The organism is Chitinophaga arvensicola (genome assembly GCF_900110835.1).
GTDB classification, from domain to species: Bacteria; Bacteroidota; Bacteroidia; order Chitinophagales; family Chitinophagaceae; genus Chitinophaga; species Chitinophaga arvensicola.
Genome location: NZ_FOJG01000001.1, coordinates 2,713,988 through 2,731,014, shown reverse-complemented (window position 1 = coordinate 2,731,014; position 17,027 = coordinate 2,713,988). Strand labels below are relative to the sequence as shown.

The following is a 17,027-nucleotide window of genomic DNA, read 5'->3' as shown; positions in this document are numbered from 1 at the left end:
GGGAGTAACGCCAACGGCTATCTGAAATGACTGCGCGTTACTCCCGGTAGTAATTCCGCACCGGTTCCCCATCCATCGGCATAAATAATATGGCCCTTTTCCATTCGAATGCCGGTGGCCGTATCTTCCGCCAGCAGCAACGGTCCGTCCATATCTACATAATCCAGTAATGGCAACAGGTGTGCAACAGCAGAAGTGCCTGCCGTACTTTCGTTCATACTACCCGTCATTACTTTCATACCCATACGCTTTGCCTCTGCTATCATGCGCAGCGCCGGCGTAATGCCCCCGCATTTGGTGAGTTTAATATTGATACCATGAAATAAGCCATGACACCGGGCCACATCCTCTTCTACAATACAACTTTCATCTGCCATCACCGGCAACACCACGTTGTCATACACCGCTTTCATCCCTTCCTGGTCGGCCGCAGGCAAAGGCTGTTCTATAAATTCAACGCCCAACTCTTTCAATGCAACAGCATTCCGGAGGGTTTCTTCCACTCCCCAGGCACAATTGGCATCTACCCTGAAAACAGCCGTAGTATGGGCTCTCAGCGCTTTAATGATAGCAATATCTTCTTTTGTTCCCAGTTTTATTTTATAAATAGGCCAGGGAAATGCCTGTAGCTTCTGTACCATATTTTCGATGGTATCAATCCCTATGGTATAGTCAGTGAGCGGGTTGCGTGAAATATCAAGCCCCCATACTTCATACAATTTCTGTTGCCGTTGTTTGGCATACAGATCCCAGGCTGCGATATCCAGCGCACACAAGGCAAACATATTTTCCTTCAGCAATGGATACAATTCTTGCCAGAAAGCGGCCGGTGTGTCGAGTGTATAGTTTTCAATAAAAGAACGGTGCTGTTCAATGTCGGCTATCAGGCGGGGAACCGTCATCTGGTAATAGGCATTGTCTGCCGTTTCTCCCAATCCGCTTAGCCCATCCTGCTCCAGTTGCGCCACCAGCAATGGTTGCAGATCTTTCGATTTACGGGAGATCGTAAATGTATAACGAAATTTCAGTTCGAAAGGATAAAGGGTAAGCTTCATATTACAATGGGTTCTTTTTGTGAAAATACAATGTTAGCCCGTGAATAAATATGTTTTTTAGGAAGATGAAGACAAAGTGAGTTTATAAATGATCCGGACTGCGCCCCTATCACAATTCCCGGGGAATCCGGTAACGCCAGTAATGCGCTGCTACTGCAGGAATATTAATCCGCTCTGCATCAGGATCTGGCAGGCGGCCATCTCCTGCTGCTGCCAGCAGGTCCTGTATCTGGAAGATGCGCCACATAGCGGGCGATTGCATATGCCGGGCAATAATTTCCCTGATCAGTGCCGGTGAGGCGCTGGCGGGTGCAACGCCTGTATGTTGCAGCTGTTGCTGATAATATTTCTGGGAGATAGCCGGGCTTTCTTTCCACCAGCCTCTCAGGGTACTCATATCGTGCGTGGCGGGTGTTAATACCGACAAATAAGCGGCGGTTGAAATATCTGTAAAATCGTCCTGTCCGGATTTCGGCATCCGCTCTACTTCCAGGCTCAGGATCCCCTGCGCCTGCATCACACCAGGCACACAGGCTGGCACCATGCCCAGATCTTCTCCACAGATGAGCATCCGGGTAGCTCTTTTAATCAGCGGCAGTTTGTGCATAGCCTCTTTGCGCCAGCAGCTTTCCTGCCGTACGTAGAAATAATCCTGGTACAGGGCAGATAAACATTCGCGGGTAACGGCATCCAGCGCTGCATAGGAGCGGGTGGCCGCGAGATCATAACGGGGATGGTACAACGCTCTGTTGCGCTCCTGTACACGGATAAACAATACGTCTGCCTGTAAGGCATACAGGATCGTTTTCACCGCTTCCGGCAGGGCAGATGCCGCTACTTTCTGTTGGGTATTGTAGTCGGGCAACAACTCATACCGGCCATCACCAAGCGGTTGCAGCAGCTGATCCTTCATCACACCGGCATAATTACCAAAGCATTCTTCCAGGATGCTGTCGGTGATATAGGGCAGGCAGTAACGCGATTCATCAAAATCGATACCGCGTTGCCGCATTTCTTCCCGGCTAACGGGAACGGCTGGATGAAAATACCCCAGGATGCCCTGGATGGATTCCCGTGGAATCTGCCAGATACGGAAGAAGCCAAGGATATGGTCAATACGGAAAGCATCGAAATAAACGGACAGATGCCGCAGCCTTTGCTGCCACCATTCCAGGCCATCTCCTGCCATCTCTTTCCAGTTATAGGTGGGAAATCCCCAGTTTTGCCCGGTGGTGGTAAAACTATCCGGTGGTGCGCCTGCCTGCATATCCAGGTGATAGTGACCGGGATTCATCCAGGTATCTGCACTGTAACGGGCCACGCCGATGGGAATATCTCCCTTCAATGCCACGTTATAGTGATGCACAGCTGTTCTGGCAGCGGCGAGTTGGCGGTGCAGGTGATATTGTACAAAGAAATGATAATGAGCAGCAGCAGCGGCATTTTCGTCGGCCACCACAAGCCGGTTTATAGCCGTATAGTCATATACGTTATATACCGGCCATTGGGAGAAATCGCCTGTTTTATAGCGGTCGCGCAGGAAGCAATAAATAGCGTAAGGCAGCAGCCAGTGTTCATTGGAAGCAAACCACTGCCAGTAGTCGCGGGTTTGCAACTGCTCTCCTTTGGCCTCATAGAGTGCGCGGAGATATGCCAGCTTAAAGGCCATTACTTCTTCATAATCTACTGCGTCTTTTTCGTTGAGCCATTGCCGTATGCGGGTAAACTGTTTTTGCAGCGGATGCTGTTCCGGCAGTGTACCTACGTCCTGCAGCCGGATATACTGTGGATGCAGGGCAAAGGAGGAAATGGCCGCGTATGGATAAGAATCGGTCCAGGTATGGGTTTGAATGGTATCATTCACTGGCAGCAGCTGTATGAGTTGCAGCCCCTGTTGCTGTGCCCACTGTGCCAGACGTGGCAGATCGGCAAATTCACCGGTACCAAATCCTTCGGAACTGCGCAGGCTGAATACAGGAACGGCCACACCGGCACCTTTCCAGGGGGTGTGGGAAACGCGCAGCAGGCCATCGTGCAGGATCACCTGCCGGCCGGCCACTGCAGCGGTATGCAGTTCGCGGTTAAGTCCATTTTCATACTGCACAAATTCCTGGCGTGTCAGATCATAGATCCCATATTTATAAGAGAGCGGCACCGGGCAACCGGATAGGTCCAGTGCAACGGAAAACCAGCCTTGTTCATCATATTGCAGCAATACCGGCCGGGTAGTATCCCAGTTGCCGGCAGGCAGTTGACTCCCCAGTAAACAAACGGTGGTATGGGTATCCAACAGAGGTGCCTGTACCCGGAAGATGTGCGTGGCTGTTGATACCGACGTTAGTGATACCGCAGGTCGCTTATAAAAAACGCGGGTAAATGGCGCGGTGAGCCAGGCATTTTCTGTAAGGGTAGCATCGTTCCAGGTATCTGTAAAAATGGTGTCGGGAGAAAGTCCGGGTGTAACTGCCCATTCGCGTACAGCGCCTTCGTAAGTAATTTCTTCCAGTTCTTTTACCAGGTACTGATACCGGAGGATAAAGGGTTCTCCGGGGGGCAGCTGTATATCTGCGTACCACCATTCTTCATTCAGCCATTGCATGCGGTGGGCATGTTTAGGCACATCATTACCCAATACGGGTACATTCCCAAGCAGGTAAAGATCCTGCCCGTAATAAGTATGGTAACGGAGATAAAAGCGTAATCTGTAATTCATCGGGTTCCCGGCTAAGCCGGAACAAAGTAAGCAAAATTTAGCAGGCAAAGGAATGGTAAAAAAGATCGGGGAGATAAAAGCGATAATACGCTTCTATCTCCCCGAAACAATTTTAGTATGCTACGATAATGGCATCAGAAAGATGCAATCACCTTATTTTACTTCTTCGAATTCTGCATCCGTTACGCCATCGTTGGCAGCGTTAGGTTGACCCTGTTGCTGACCGCCATTAGGCTGAGCACCTTCCGGCTGACCCTGAGAAGCTTTGTACAGCTCTTCAGAAGCAGCAGTCCAGGCAGCTTCCAGTTCTGCAGTAGCAGTATCCAGTTGCGCGCCGTCCTGAGTTTTATGTGCTTCTTTCAGTTTTTCCAGTGCAGCTTCGATGGTAGCTTTCTTATCAGCAGGCAGTTTATCGCCATATTCTTTTACCTGTTTTTCGGTTTGGAATATCAGGCTGTCTGCTTTATTCAGCTTTTCGATTTTTTCGCGCTGTTCTTTATCTGAAGATTCGTTGGCTTTTGCTTCGGCTTTCATCTTTTCGATTTCTTCCTTGCTCAAACCGCTACCAGCTTCGATCTTGATGTTCTGTGTTTTTCCGGTGCCTTTATCTTTTGCAGTTACGTGCAGGATACCGTTGGCATCGATATCGAATGTTACTTCGATCTGTGGAACGCCACGCGGAGCCGGAGGAATATCACCTAAGATAAAGCGGCCCAGTGTTCTGTTCTGGTTAGCCATTGGTCTTTCACCCTGCAGTACATTGATTTCAACGCTAGGTTGGCTGTCTGCTGCAGTAGAGAAAGTTTCAGATTTCTTGGTAGGGATCGTGGTATTGGATTCGATCAGTTTGGTCATTACACCACCCATTGTTTCGATACCGAGTGACAGCGGAGTAACGTCCAGTAACAGTACGTCTTTTACTTCACCTGTCAGTACACCACCCTGGATAGCAGCACCTACGGCTACTACTTCATCCGGGTTTACACCTTTATTAGGTTTTTTACCGAAGAATTTCTCTACTACTTCCTGGATCTTTGGAATACGGGTAGAACCACCTACCAATATGATTTCATCGATTTCGGAAGTATTCATACCGGCATCTTTCAGGGCTTTGCGGCATGGCTCCAGTGTTCTTTCCACCAGGCTATCGCTCAGCTGCTCAAATTTAGCACGGGTTAATTTTTTCACTAAGTGTTTAGGAACGCCATCCACTGCAGTGATATAAGGGAGATTGATTTCAGTTTCCTGAGAAGAAGACAATTCAATCTTTGCCTTTTCAGCAGCTTCTTTCAAACGCTGCCATGACATCGGATCTTTGTGTAAATCTACTGCTTCATCTTTCTTGAATTCGTCTGCCAGCCAGTCCATGATCACTTTATCAAAGTCATCACCACCGAGGTGGGTATCACCGTTGGTAGATTTCACTTCAAATACACCGTCTCCTAATTCCAGGATGGAGATATCAAAGGTACCACCACCGAGGTCAAATACAGCGATTTTGCTATCCTGGTGTTTTTTATCCATACCATAAGCCAGTGCCGCAGCAGTAGGCTCGTTGATGATACGGCGAACCGTTAAACCGGCAATTTCACCAGCTTCTTTGGTAGCCTGACGTTGTGCATCATTAAAGTAAGCAGGCACGGTGATCACCGCTTCCGTTACTTCCTGGCCTAAGTAATCTTCAGCCGTTTTCTTCATTTTCTGCAGGGTCATCGCTGAAATCTCCTGCGGAGTATATAATCTGCCGTCGATGTCGATTCTTGTGGTGTTGTTGTCCCCTTTTACCACTTTATATGTAACGTGGCTTACTTCACTGGCAACTTCGTCAAAATGACGGCCCATGAAACGCTTCACTGACATAATAGTGTTTACGGGGTTGGTAATAGCCTGACGCTTTGCAGGGTCACCTACTTTCCTTTCTCCGTTCTTCAAAAAAGCCACTACAGATGGGGTTGTTCTCCTTCCCTCATCATTGGCAATCACTACCGGTTCGTTACCTTCCATTACGGCAACGCATGAATTGGTAGTTCCTAAGTCAATGCCTATTATTTTTCCCATAGTATTAAAGATTATCCTTTAGTTGTAAGTATTTTCGTGTTTGTCGTTGGTTTGTCAATGATTATGCCAAGCAAAAAAATATGAAATTATGTCAGTCAGGTACCCTATATTTGATCATCGATCTCAGTTAGCCTGTTTGTGAATACCTGTTTAACTAAATAACTGAGCGATTAAATTTGTTCATAGCCTCGCCTCCTACCAGCTATTTTATTCCTGACCTGCTGTTTTTTACAAATTGTGTAACCTAACCGTTATTCTTATGAACACATCCATTCTATGGAGGGCTGCGTGCTTGTTGTTAGCAACCACCCCAATGCTGAGCCAGGCTCAGGATCAACCATCTGCCGTTTCTACACGGCCTACTGCCAAACTATTCAGCGGACCCAGTGACTATAAAACATGGTCTATCGGTATCAACGGCGGCGTACTGGCGCCTGTAGTGCCTACTGGTGGCAGCAATGACTTTACCAAATGGAAAGGATCTTTCGGTTATGGTGGCTATGTCAAGTATCAGATCCTTCATTTCCTGGCCCTGCGGGCAGACTATGTGGGAGGTAAACTACAGGCAGATAACAGTAAAAATCTGGGTAACGGCTCGGCACTGGTGAGCCCCTACAAATCTTATGAAACCAAGTTGAACTGGTCCGGAACCTTAAACGCCGTATTTAATATCACAACAGTCAACTGGTTATCGAGGGAAAACTTCGTATCGCTGTATGCCTCTGTGGGTGGCGGTTTGGCAGGCTATAAACCAACCCTGACCCTGAATAACAATACCTCCGTTCTCTATAAGCCAGGCGACAAAGCCATTAAAGAGCTGATCATTCCCGTAGGAGCCGGACTTAAATTCAGGCTGTCTGAATTTATCAACCTCGACCTCGGCTATACGATGTATTATACAGATGGCGATAACCTCGACGGCTATGTGCATGGCCCCAACAAGGATAAATACTCCTATGGCTATGCAGGTCTGGAATTTGCCTTTGGTAAAAAAGGCAAGAAACAGCTGCAATGGTCTAATCCTGCCAAGGTGATGTACGACGAACTGGAAGCTCAGAAAGCTACGCTGGCGGCTTCATTGGACGCTGCCAATCAGAACAATGCCAGGTTGACGGCCGACGTGGATAAACTGACAAAAGATAGCGACGGAGACGGCGTTTCCGACTTCTTTGATAAATGCCCCGGCACTCCTGCCAATACAAAGGTAGATGGTGCGGGTTGCCCGTTACCGGTGCCTGAAGTAGTGAAAGAAGAGAAAGTAGTGATTACAGAAGAAGACACCCGTATTGTAAAAGAAGCCATTCAGAACCTGGAGTTTGATTTCGCAAAATCCAGCATCAAGCCTCACTCCTATCCTGCACTGGACAGGGTGGCAGAACTGCTGAAACGTAAAAACCTGAACCTGAAACTGGCCGGCCACACCGACAACGTAGGTAGTAAAGAGCGGAACCTCGCCCTGTCAAGGGAAAGAGCCGAATCCGTGAAAGCTTACCTGGTCGACAAAGGTGTGAATGCCTCTAAAATTGAAGCCGTAGGTTATGGCATGACACAACCTATCGCCAGCAATAAAACAGCGGCAGGCAGACAGAAAAACAGAAGAGTAGAGTTTACCATATTCTAACCGGCTTACTATAGAGTACATAGGGATTTTTTGATGTAAAAATCAAAAAATCCCTATTTTCATTTGATGGAACCATACTTCATCAGAACGATAGTAGCTGCAGACGACCCAGTCATTGCCAGCATTGTAAAGACCACCCTCACGGAATTTGGTATGAACAAGGAAGGCACCGCCTTTTCCGATCCGACGACAGATCATTTATCACAACTTTTTGACAAGCCCCGGGCCATTTATTATGTAGCAGTGGCCAACGACAGGGTAATCGGCGGCGCCGGTATCCACCCGCTGGATGGGGGCGACGCGCATATCTGTGAATTACAGAAAATGTACCTGCTGCCCGAAGCCAGGGGCAAAGGACTGGCGGGTAAACTGATTACCATGTGCCTGGATTTTGCTAAACAAAACGGCTATACGCATTGCTACCTGGAAACCAGCCCGGAACTGGCCAGAGCCAGAAAGGTATACGAACAATTCGGATTCAGGTACCTGACAGGCCCGATGGGTAATACCGGTCATTTTGGCTGTGACAGCTGGATGTTGAAGGATTTATAGCTGTTGACAAACCGCCCCCCGTTTTTTCCACAACTGCTGTTTTTTTTATCCTGTTGTAAACCGGCATACTTCTTGTCTGCTGAGGCTTACAAAATAACGTATCATGAAAAAACTTATTCTGTCTGGTGTATTGGCCATTGGAACTATGCTGGCAGTACAAGCACAAACGGTAAAATTCGGTGTGAAAGGTGGTCTGAATATCTCTAAACTGACAAACACCGACGATTCCAAAACCCTCGCCGGATTCAATGCTGGTGGTTTGGTGAACATCGGGCTTAACGAAAGCTGGGCCATTCAACCGGAAGTATTATACTCCACACAGGGCTCAAAAGCAAAGACTTTTGGCGCCTGGGGATTACTCCCTTCCGAGGCCTCACTGAAACTTAACTATATCAACGTTCCGGTGATGGTACAATACTCCATAGTACCCGCGTTTTACCTGGAAGCAGGTCCGCAGGTGGGCTTTCTGACAGCGGCACATCTTAAATATGGCAGCATCAACAAAGATGTAAAAGACGGAATGAAATCTGTGGATTTCGGTATCGGCTTTGGTTTTGGCTATAAATTCGACATGGGACTTGGTGTCAGCGGCCGTTATAACTTTGGTTTAACCAACGTATATGACAATGATAACCAGGATAGCAAAAACTCTGTTGCACAGATCGGGCTGTTCTATACCTTTTAATCAAAGGCAGATAAAATGATTATATCAGCGAAGGTTGTCTTTATGAGACAACCTTCGCTGCTTTCGGCTAATTAACTATCTTTGCCCCTCGCATTAATCATTTTCAGCATGAGTGTTGTACAATCCATCAGAACGGCCGCCGTGGCCGCCATCCAATCACTTTACGGACAGCAGGTAACTGAAGCAGACATTGCTATCAATACCACCAAGCCTGAGTTCGAAGGTGAGTATACCATTGTCGTTTTCTCTTTTACTAAATTCAGCCGCCAAAAACCGGAAGAAACTGCACAGCGCATCGGTGAATACCTGACTACCCACAACCCGGAACTGATTGCCCGGTTTAACGTAGTAAAAGGCTTTCTCAACCTGAGCATCAACGATACTTACTGGACAAAGTTCCTGCATCAGCATTATTCAGATGTAAACATCGGCTTACAGCCTGCCAACGGTAAAAAGATCATGGTAGAGTACTCCTCTCCCAATACCAATAAACCGTTGCACCTGGGTCACCTCCGTAATAACTTCCTTGGTTATTCCATTGCAGAAATCATGAAAGCCAACGGCTATGAAGTGATCAAAGCCAACCTGGTAAATGACCGTGGTATCCACATCTGCAAATCCATGCTGGCCTGGCAGATGTTTGCACATGGCGATACCCCGCAATCTACCGGTATTAAAGGCGATCACCTGGTAGGCGATTACTACGTGAAATTTGAATCTGTTGTAAAAGAACAGGCGGAGATTATCATTGACCGCGTCCTGGAAAATGATTTCCGTGATTTCGAAAGCGCAGATACCGAAAAGCTGGAGAAGCTGGTCACTGCCCTGCATAAACCGGAAGTAAAAGAAGATAAAGAAAAGACCGCCAAAATTATGGACGACATCAAAGAGATGTCCCGTAATAAAACAGAGATCATGCAGCAGGCCAAAATCATGCTGCAGCAATGGGAAGCCGGCAATCACGAAGTAAGGGAACTGTGGGCTACCATGAACGGCTGGGTGTATGAAGGCTTTGACGAAACCTACAAACGCCTCGGCATCGATTTCGACCAGATGTACTACGAAAGTGAAACCTACCTGTTAGGAAAAAACCTCGTAGCAGAAGGACTGGAAAAAGGCGTGTTGTTCAAAAAAGAAGATAACTCTGTCTGGATAGACCTCACCGCCGACGGACTGGATCAGAAGCTGCTGCTCCGTGGCGATGGCACCTCCGTATACATGACGCAGGACATGGGTACCGCACGTTTAAAATATGAGCAGTACCAGATGGACCAGAGCGTATATGTAGTGGCAGATGAGCAGAACTACCACTTCAAAGTGCTGCAACTCATCATGGAAAAACTGGGCGAACCTTCTGCCAAAGGTATTCACCACCTCAGCTACGGCATGGTGGAGTTACCGCATGGCCGGATGAAAAGCCGGGAAGGTACTGTGGTAGATGCCGATGATATGATTACGGAAATGGTGAGTACGGCGGCAGAAAAAACAAAACAATCCGGTAAAAACCTGGATTCATTCTCCGACGAACAACTTGCCGAATTGTATAACACAGTAGGCCTTGGCGCCATGAAGTTCTTTCTTCTGCGGGTAGATCCGAAAAAGAAAATGATCTTCAACCCGGAAGAATCGATCGATTTGCACGGCTTTACAGCGCCATTTATCCAATACGCCTACGCACGTATCAAATCCATCCTGAGAGATGCCGGTTCCGTAGAAGGCCTGGAGTCTTATACTTATGAAGGCGAATTGTTACCACTGGAAAAAGAACTCATCATTCTGAATGAGCAATTCCCGGGCATACTGGCAGACGCTTACCGCGAGTTAAGCCCTTCCGTGATTGCGAATTACGCGTTCCAGCTGGCGCAGCTGTTCAATTCCTTCTATGCAGAGAAAGTGGAAGGTGTACCTACCTATTCCATTATCCGGGCTACCAGTGAAGAGAAGAAAAAATTACGTCTGCAAATTATCCTGCTCACCGCGCATACCATTGCGCAAAGCATGAGATTACTCGGTATCCGGGTACCTGAACGTATGTAACAGGTATGTAAGATAAAACAGTTAAAGGCCGGAAGCGCGATGCTTCCGGCCTTTTTTATGGCCATATTCCTATGCGCCCAGCCCTATATAAGCCCTATCCAAAATATAGTTCAGCGCCATATAACCCTTACCTATAAGATAGCTGTTATCTATAGGTGATCCCGGTATCGGATATTACCAGACTTCCTGTTATCGGGAAAGGATATACGCATAAAAATAGCCGGAGTTGTTCCGGCCGGTACCATCCATATCATTTCTACAAGACATAAAAAAACGCTGCGGCCCTTGCGGATCGCAGCGTTAGCAGCTTGCAGCCACCGTGGCCGAAGCTGCCGAAGAAAATACCACAGTAAGCAGCGCAGCGAAAAAGGAGCTTGCCTATCCTTAATGCGCTGTTTAAAATCCCTCTACACTGTGGCAAATATTTTTATCGGATTGTTCTCCTATAGCAATTGCCTGGTCGCACAGGTATTCCCCTTTCTCTTTCTCACCCGCACCCATATACGATTTTCCGAGCATGAACATCGCAAATGCGTTGTCTGGTTGCAAATGCAGCACTTTCTTCCACTGTATGATTGCCTTTTTGAAAAGTCCCCTTCCGTAAAAGTCGTGCGCCTGGCGCTCACAACGGTTCACTGTTTTCACCGTATCCTTTACAACGTATATGCTTAAGGGATAGTTGACCGCTGCTGCTCCTTTTTTATCAAAGTAACAGGCTCCCGGTTCACTATACACTGCAGTAAGCAGCACAATACAACATACATTAACTAATAGCTGAAAGGGTTTCATAGGTCGCAACACCCGGGGGTGTACGACAAATATAAAAATTAATAACTTATAAAGAATATTTTTTAAATGAAAATAAGTTTATATGCAATGGATCGGGTTTATAATCCCAGCTCCTCCCCACTGAAGGAGAGTGGAAGCAGATCGTTGGCACGACTGATCACATAAACTTTTCCACTTAAACCGCCCATAATCACCCGGATAGGACTGTTTTGTTTCCTTTCATATTCCGACAGCGTTTGCCGGCAGATGCCGCAGGGCGAAATGGGATGGGTGCTTTCCCCGCTGAGATTATCATAACTCACCGCAATGGTATCTATATCGATATTAGGATACACGGAAGCAGCGGAGGCCAGCGCCACTCTTTCTGCACATAAACCAATCGGGTAAGAGGCATTCTCCTGGTTGGAGCCGGCAATGATTTCACCATTGGCCAGGCGGATCACAGCGCCCACCTGGAAACGGGAATAAGGCGCATAAGCGTAGGCAGTTACTTCCCTTGCTTCTTTCAATAACCAGGCATCCGCATCAGAAAGACCAGTAAGATCCTCGTATACTTCGTATTCAATATGCAGCGATTGTTTCTCCATAACAACAGTTGAAAAGGGTGCTTCGTATAGTCCTTGTCGGGGTAAGACAACTACGGACCGGCGTGTTGCCGGTCCGTAATTTACTTCAAATTATATTTCGGGCAATTATCCTTATCTGATATTTCTAAAGATACGGCTCCAACGGATACCACCTTCGCCATAACTCATCCAGATCAGCCAGGCCTTCCCTACTACGTGATCTTCCGGTACAAAGCCCCAGAAGCGCGAATCCAGGGAATTATTACGGTTATCCCCCATCATCCAGTAGTAGTTCATTTTAAAAGTATAGCTATCGGCCGGTTGTCCGTTGATGATAAACTTACCATCTTTTCTTTCCAGTGTATTGCCTTCATACACGCGGATAATGCGGTCGTATAAAGCGATATTGCTGTCTTCCAGTTTAACGGTTGCTCCTTTTTTAGGCACATACATCGGTCCGAAGTTTTCTTCTGACCACTTGAAATGTGCAGTATCATGCGGGAAAACGTTGTTGTAATTAAACTCTGAATAATCTGATTCCTGGTATACCGTAATGTTTTTTACGATCTGGAACTGTTTCAGCGCCGCTACATTAGCTGGCGTGAGGTTATAGAGGAATTTGTTGTTATCGATCTGGTAAAAATCAGGAGCAGTAGTAGCGATACCCAGTTCTTCCAGTCTGCTGCCATTCAGCTGGTCACCGGTAGTTTCCACGATGTATTTATGCTGACTGCCGGCGGGAACCGGGGCTGCCTGTCCGTTGATATAAACGGCGCCGTGCACAATTTTGATGGTATCACCTGCTTCGGCCATGCAACGTTTGATATAGTTTTCTCTTTTATCTACCGGACGTTGAATGATCTGGAAAGAATTCTGGACTGCCTGCCAGCCATTTTGTCTTACCATGTTGTAGTAACTCGGATCCGGGGAATCGATGGCCACAGTATCTCCTTCGGGGAAGTTGAATACCACTACATCATACCTTTTGATATCGGAGAAACCGGGTAAACGTCTGTATTTCCATTTTACGGCTTCTGAATACGCCTTGGCAGATTTGGTAAATGGCAGGGTGTGATGTACAAAAGGCACTGCCAGTGGGGTCATGGGGATACGTGGTCCGTAACTGATCTTGCTCACAAACAGGAAGTCGTTCACAAGTAAAGTCTTTTCCATGGAAGGCGTCGGGATCGTATAGGCCTCAAAAATAAAAGTGCGGATAAGCGTGGCGGCTATAATAGCGAAGATCGCAGCGTCTAACCATTCTCTAACCGCAGATTTCTTTTTCTTTGGCTGACTGTCTTTGTTTTTTTTCCAAAATGCCAGGTTCATTCAGTTACGCTTATTAGATGCTTAAAAAGGCAAATATAATATTCTGTTGCTAGCCTGTCGCTTTTACTTTACAAAAGTTTTCTTAAAAATCGATTAAAACATTATTTATTATAATTTTCAGATATATGGAACATCCAGCGCCGAATTGTCTAAATTTGGCGTTTACTATACCTGCGTTGAATACATTTACGATTAAGGATATTGAAAACTTTACGGGTATAAAGGCACACACCATCCGGATCTGGGAGCAAAGGTTCCAGTTATTCCAGGCCCGGCGCAAGGACACGAATCATCGCATTTACGATGGCGATGATCTGAAAACCCTGTTGCGGATTGCCTATTTATACCATCACGGGGTGAAAATCTCGCGCATAGCCGCATTGTCGGAGCCGCAACAAAATGAGCTGTCACTGGAAATTGCGTCTAAAGGCGCCTCTCCCATGCTCCCTATCCATGAGCTGATAGCCGCCACGCTCGACTACGACCACCTGCATTTTGAGCGGATTTTTTCCAGCCAGGTATTACACCTGGGGTTTGAAAGATGTATTACCCAGGTTATTTACCCTTACCTGGAGCGGATCGGCGTATTATGGCTTACCGGGAATGTGATTCCGGCACAGGAGCACTTTTCTTCCAACATCATCCGGACGAAAATCATGACTGCCATAGATGGCCTGCCAATGAACGGGGATGCAAAAGCACATTACCTTTTATTTCTCCCGGAAGGGGAATTTCATGAAATACCACTGTTGTTTGTACAATACCTGTTGAAAAAACACGGGCAACTGGTGACCAGTTTTGGCGCCAATGTACCACTACCTGATTTACAGCCCTTTATTACGCGCAAAAAAGTAACCCATCTGTATACCCATTTGCTTACTAATGTAACGCAGCAGGCTATGCAACGCTTTATTACGGATCTCAGTACGCAGTTTCCGGATGTCAGCATACTGCTGTCGGGCCCCCAGACCTGGCAATTGAAACAGCCGTTACCGGCCAATGTGTTCGTGGTAAGACAGCTGGATAAGCTGTTGGAAGCAGGAAGACGCTGATCAGAGTACTTCTTCCAGGATACGATTAATGACCGCCGACCGGTTAAGCACCATAAAGTGGCCTCCATCAGGGATGAGGTGAGTAGGTTGCAGGTATTTCACCGGGAAAGGCATGTCGCGCGCTCCATGAATATGCACCAATCCTTCTGGTATGTGGTCATTTTCCCAGTGTAGAATGGCATTCACGGCCCATCTCATATAAGTATAATCCCGCTTCGCGAGATATTCATTGACCAGTGCCCGTTCTTCCGGGGTTTCAATATTGAGGAACTTCCGGACAATAACATTTCTGCGCTGGTATAGCAACTGGTCCGGCAGTTTATGCAGCCCCAGTTTTTTCACCCAGTTATAGTAAGGCGGCTTCTCGGAGCTGCGCTTGATGCTGGATAGCAGGATATTCTTTTCAACGGGGATGTGACGGGCTATTTCCAGGCTCATAATGCCGCCAAAGGAAACACCCATAAGGGTAACAGGTCCATCAGCCGTAATGCTTTCCGCCATGCGGGCGGCATAGCGGCTGATGGGTTCTTCCGGCAAAGGAGGGATCCAATGCAGGTAATGTACCTGGTAGCCGGCGGGAAAACGCAGGTTATTGAAAATGCGTTCATCCGCACCAAGACCACTGATCAGATACAGGTGTTTTTGCATGTTAAGAGCTTATTTTCTTCTTATCGCGGGCAGGCACTACAAAATCGTCTACATCTTCCACAGTAATGGTCTTACCGGATAAGATGACAAGTCTTTCCACCACGTTCCGGAGTTCACGGATATTACCGGTCCAGTTATGGTTTTGCAGCGCTTTCATAGCGTCTTTATCGATGGCTTTACGGGAGATACCGTATTCATTACAAACGCTGTCGAGGAAGCTATCTACCAGTAATGGTACATCTTCGCGGCGATCGTTCAGGGAAGGCACATGGATCAGGATTACGCTTAACCGGTGATAGAGATCGAGGCGGAAGTTTTTACTTTCTACTTCCTGGAGGAGATCTTTATTGGTAGCGGCTACTACACGTACATCCACGCTGATTTCCTTATCGCCGCCCACGCGGGTGATTTTGCCTTCCTGTAAAGCGCGTAATACTTTTGCCTGGGCGCTGAGGCTCATATCGCCGATTTCATCCAGGAAAAGGGTACCTCCGCTGGCTTGTTCGAATTTACCGATGCGCTGTTTCACGGCAGATGTAAAGGAGCCTTTTTCGTGGCCGAACAGCTCACTTTCAATCAGTTCTCCCGGGATAGCCGCACAGTTTACTTCCACCATAGGGCCGGCAGCGCGGTTACTACGTTCGTGCAGCCATCTGGCCACCAGTTCCTTTCCTACGCCGTTATCGCCGGTAACCAGCACGCGGGCATCGGTAGGAGCTACTTTTTCTATTGTTTCTTTGATTTTCAGAATTGGCTGGGATTGTCCTATCATTTCCGGTACCTTATTCACCTTGCGACGCAGGGTTTTAGTTTCGGTAACCAGGGTAGTTTTATCCAGCGCATTCCGCAGTGTGATCAGTAAGCGGTTCAGATCCGGTGGTTTGGAAATATAATCGTAGGCGCCTTTTTTCACGGCATCTACTGCTGTATCGATATTACCATGGCCGGAAACCATGATAATGGGAACATCGCCATTTACTTCGCGGGCTTTCTCCAGGAACTCCAGTCCGTCCATTTTGGGCATTTTGATGTCGCAAAGCACGGCATCATATGACTTTGCCTGGAACATTTTAAATCCTTCTACGCCGTCGGCGGCCTCTTCTACCTTATACCCTTCATAACTTAGAATTTCCGAGAGTGTTTTACGGATACTTTTTTCGTCGTCTATTATTAAAATGTTAGCCATAATCAGGTTTAGTTATGTATGACCGGCAATACCTGCCTTTTATACAACGGGCAAAAATAAAGATTAATCCCTTAAAATTGCATTATATCAGTGATCATTTAACATGTCAGAAACAATTGAGATATTACCCTATAACGTGCAATGGCCGGAAATATTCAATGGATTGGCGACACAATTGCAGGAGGCTATCGGAGAATACGCGCTGGCTGTTGATCACATTGGTTCTACCAGTGTGCCGGGCCTGCCTGCCAAAGATGTAATTGACATCCAGGTAACGGTAGCTTCGCTGGAAGCGCCTTTGCAAACTGCGCTGGAACAACTGGGGTATCAACGTAAATTACACCTGACGGATCATCGTCCGCCGGGCAGGGATGATCTGGCGGTGGAGGAACTGGAAAAGCATTTTTATTTCAACGCTCATCCCCGGGTGAACCTGCATGTGCGGGTGGCCGGGAGGTTTAACCAGCAGTATGCGTTGCTGTGCCGGGATTATCTGCGCACGCATCCGCATGCGGCGGCAGCTTATGCGGAAGTGAAGCAGCAGCTGGCAAAATATTTCCCGGATAATGCAGATGCCTATTACGATATCAAAGATCCTGTATTTGATATATTAATGGAAGGAGCCTATATATGGGCGGAAAGGAAGGCTTGACAATAAGCAAACAGTCTACTAACTTTACAGGATTTATGCGTAATTTCAGCAACTATAAAAGTGCCAATATACCTGTAATTCGAT

General features: G+C 47.2%; 14 protein-coding genes. 6 read left to right on the top strand and 8 right to left on the bottom strand.

Translation table 11 applies throughout. The features are described from left to right. Nucleotides 1-17: 17 nt before the first annotated feature. The 3 genes from BMW79_RS11345 to dnaK form a co-directional block, all read right to left on the bottom strand. Nucleotides 18-1,055 carry a dipeptide epimerase gene (locus BMW79_RS11345; RefSeq protein ID WP_089894740.1) on the bottom strand — a complete coding sequence of 346 codons (1,038 nt, stop codon included), beginning with the start codon at nt 1,053-1,055 and terminating at the stop codon, nt 18-20. Nucleotides 1,056-1,164: 109 nt separating this feature from the next. After that, a complete protein-coding gene (locus tag BMW79_RS11340; protein ID WP_089894737.1) occupies nt 1,165-3,768 on the bottom strand; it encodes a 4-alpha-glucanotransferase in 2,604 nt (867 codons plus the stop codon). Nucleotides 3,769-3,921: 153 nt separating this feature from the next. After that, entirely contained in the window at nt 3,922-5,826 is a 1,905-nt protein-coding gene (gene dnaK / locus BMW79_RS11335) for a molecular chaperone DnaK (protein ID WP_089894735.1), read from the bottom strand. 259 nt (nt 5,827-6,085) lie between these two features. Here dnaK and BMW79_RS11330 point away from each other — a divergent pair, with 259 nt between their 5' ends. The 4 genes from BMW79_RS11330 (at nt 6,086) to argS (ending at nt 10,721) form a co-directional block, all read left to right on the top strand. After that, nucleotides 6,086-7,447 carry an OmpA family protein gene (locus BMW79_RS11330; RefSeq protein ID WP_089894732.1) on the top strand — a complete coding sequence of 454 codons (1,362 nt, stop codon included), beginning with the start codon at nt 6,086-6,088 and terminating at the stop codon, nt 7,445-7,447. 66 nt (nt 7,448-7,513) lie between these two features. Then, nucleotides 7,514-7,999 carry a GNAT family N-acetyltransferase gene (locus BMW79_RS11325; protein WP_089894729.1) on the top strand — a complete coding sequence of 162 codons (486 nt, stop codon included), beginning with the start codon at nt 7,514-7,516 and terminating at the stop codon, nt 7,997-7,999. A 103-nt stretch (nt 8,000-8,102) separates the two neighbouring features. Beyond that, nucleotides 8,103-8,684 (top strand): porin family protein, encoded by a 582-nt coding sequence (locus BMW79_RS11320; protein WP_089894726.1) that lies wholly within the window; start codon nt 8,103-8,105, stop codon nt 8,682-8,684. A 108-nt stretch (nt 8,685-8,792) separates the two neighbouring features. Continuing rightward, nucleotides 8,793-10,721 (top strand): arginine--tRNA ligase, encoded by a 1,929-nt coding sequence (gene argS, locus BMW79_RS11315; protein WP_089894723.1) that lies wholly within the window; start codon nt 8,793-8,795, stop codon nt 10,719-10,721. 396 nt (nt 10,722-11,117) lie between these two features. On the opposite strand, the gene BMW79_RS11310 is transcribed toward argS, so the two are convergent. The 3 genes from BMW79_RS11310 to lepB form a co-directional block, all read right to left on the bottom strand. After that, the gene (locus BMW79_RS11310; protein WP_089894721.1) at nt 11,118-11,471 is read right to left on the bottom strand and encodes a tetratricopeptide repeat protein; all 354 of its coding nucleotides are present in this window, start codon (nt 11,469-11,471) and stop codon (nt 11,118-11,120) included. A 137-nt stretch (nt 11,472-11,608) separates the two neighbouring features. Further along, nucleotides 11,609-12,097, bottom strand: a complete 489-nt coding sequence (locus BMW79_RS11305; RefSeq protein ID WP_089894719.1) for a cytidine deaminase — start codon at nt 12,095-12,097, stop codon at nt 11,609-11,611. Between the two features lie 111 nt (nt 12,098-12,208). After that, the gene (lepB, locus tag BMW79_RS11300; RefSeq protein WP_089894716.1) at nt 12,209-13,405 is read right to left on the bottom strand and encodes a signal peptidase I; all 1,197 of its coding nucleotides are present in this window, start codon (nt 13,403-13,405) and stop codon (nt 12,209-12,211) included. Nucleotides 13,406-13,560: 155 nt separating this feature from the next. On the opposite strand from lepB, the gene BMW79_RS11295 reads away from it, so the two are divergent. Then, nucleotides 13,561-14,457, top strand: coding sequence for a MerR family transcriptional regulator (locus BMW79_RS11295; RefSeq protein WP_177192123.1), 897 nt, complete (start codon nt 13,561-13,563; stop codon nt 14,455-14,457). On the opposite strand, the gene BMW79_RS11290 is transcribed toward BMW79_RS11295, so the two are convergent. Together BMW79_RS11290 and BMW79_RS11285 are read right to left on the bottom strand one after the other, a co-directional pair. Then, complete coding sequence (locus BMW79_RS11290; RefSeq protein ID WP_089894710.1) at nt 14,458-15,105, bottom strand: alpha/beta fold hydrolase; 648 nt, start codon at nt 15,103-15,105, stop codon at nt 14,458-14,460. 1 nt (nt 15,106) lies between these two features. Beyond that, on the bottom strand, nt 15,107-16,291 hold the full coding sequence (locus BMW79_RS11285) for a sigma-54-dependent transcriptional regulator (RefSeq protein WP_089894708.1): 1,185 nt from the start codon (nt 16,289-16,291) through the stop codon (nt 15,107-15,109). Nucleotides 16,292-16,394: 103 nt separating this feature from the next. On the opposite strand from BMW79_RS11285, the gene BMW79_RS11280 reads away from it, so the two are divergent. Beyond that, on the top strand, nt 16,395-16,943 hold the full coding sequence (locus BMW79_RS11280; protein ID WP_089894705.1) for a GrpB family protein: 549 nt from the start codon (nt 16,395-16,397) through the stop codon (nt 16,941-16,943). Nucleotides 16,944-17,027: the final 84 nt, after the last annotated feature.

Coding starts and splice junctions, on each gene's coding strand:
- BMW79_RS11345 (WP_089894740.1), bottom strand. CDS start 1,055: ATGAAGCTTACCCTTTATCCTTTCGAACTGAAATTTCGTTATACATTT.
- BMW79_RS11340 (WP_089894737.1), bottom strand. CDS start 3,768: ATGAATTACAGATTACGCTTTTATCTCCGTTACCATACTTATTACGGG.
- dnaK (WP_089894735.1), bottom strand. CDS start 5,826: ATGGGAAAAATAATAGGCATTGACTTAGGAACTACCAATTCATGCGTT.
- BMW79_RS11330 (WP_089894732.1), top strand. CDS start 6,086: ATGAACACATCCATTCTATGGAGGGCTGCGTGCTTGTTGTTAGCAACC.
- BMW79_RS11325 (WP_089894729.1), top strand. CDS start 7,514: ATGGAACCATACTTCATCAGAACGATAGTAGCTGCAGACGACCCAGTC.
- BMW79_RS11320 (WP_089894726.1), top strand. CDS start 8,103: ATGAAAAAACTTATTCTGTCTGGTGTATTGGCCATTGGAACTATGCTG.
- argS (WP_089894723.1), top strand. CDS start 8,793: ATGAGTGTTGTACAATCCATCAGAACGGCCGCCGTGGCCGCCATCCAA.
- BMW79_RS11305 (WP_089894719.1), bottom strand. CDS start 12,097: ATGGAGAAACAATCGCTGCATATTGAATACGAAGTATACGAGGATCTT.
- lepB (WP_089894716.1), bottom strand. CDS start 13,405: ATGAACCTGGCATTTTGGAAAAAAAACAAAGACAGTCAGCCAAAGAAA.
- BMW79_RS11290 (WP_089894710.1), bottom strand. CDS start 15,105: ATGCAAAAACACCTGTATCTGATCAGTGGTCTTGGTGCGGATGAACGC.
- BMW79_RS11285 (WP_089894708.1), bottom strand. CDS start 16,291: ATGGCTAACATTTTAATAATAGACGACGAAAAAAGTATCCGTAAAACA.
- BMW79_RS11280 (WP_089894705.1), top strand. CDS start 16,395: ATGTCAGAAACAATTGAGATATTACCCTATAACGTGCAATGGCCGGAA.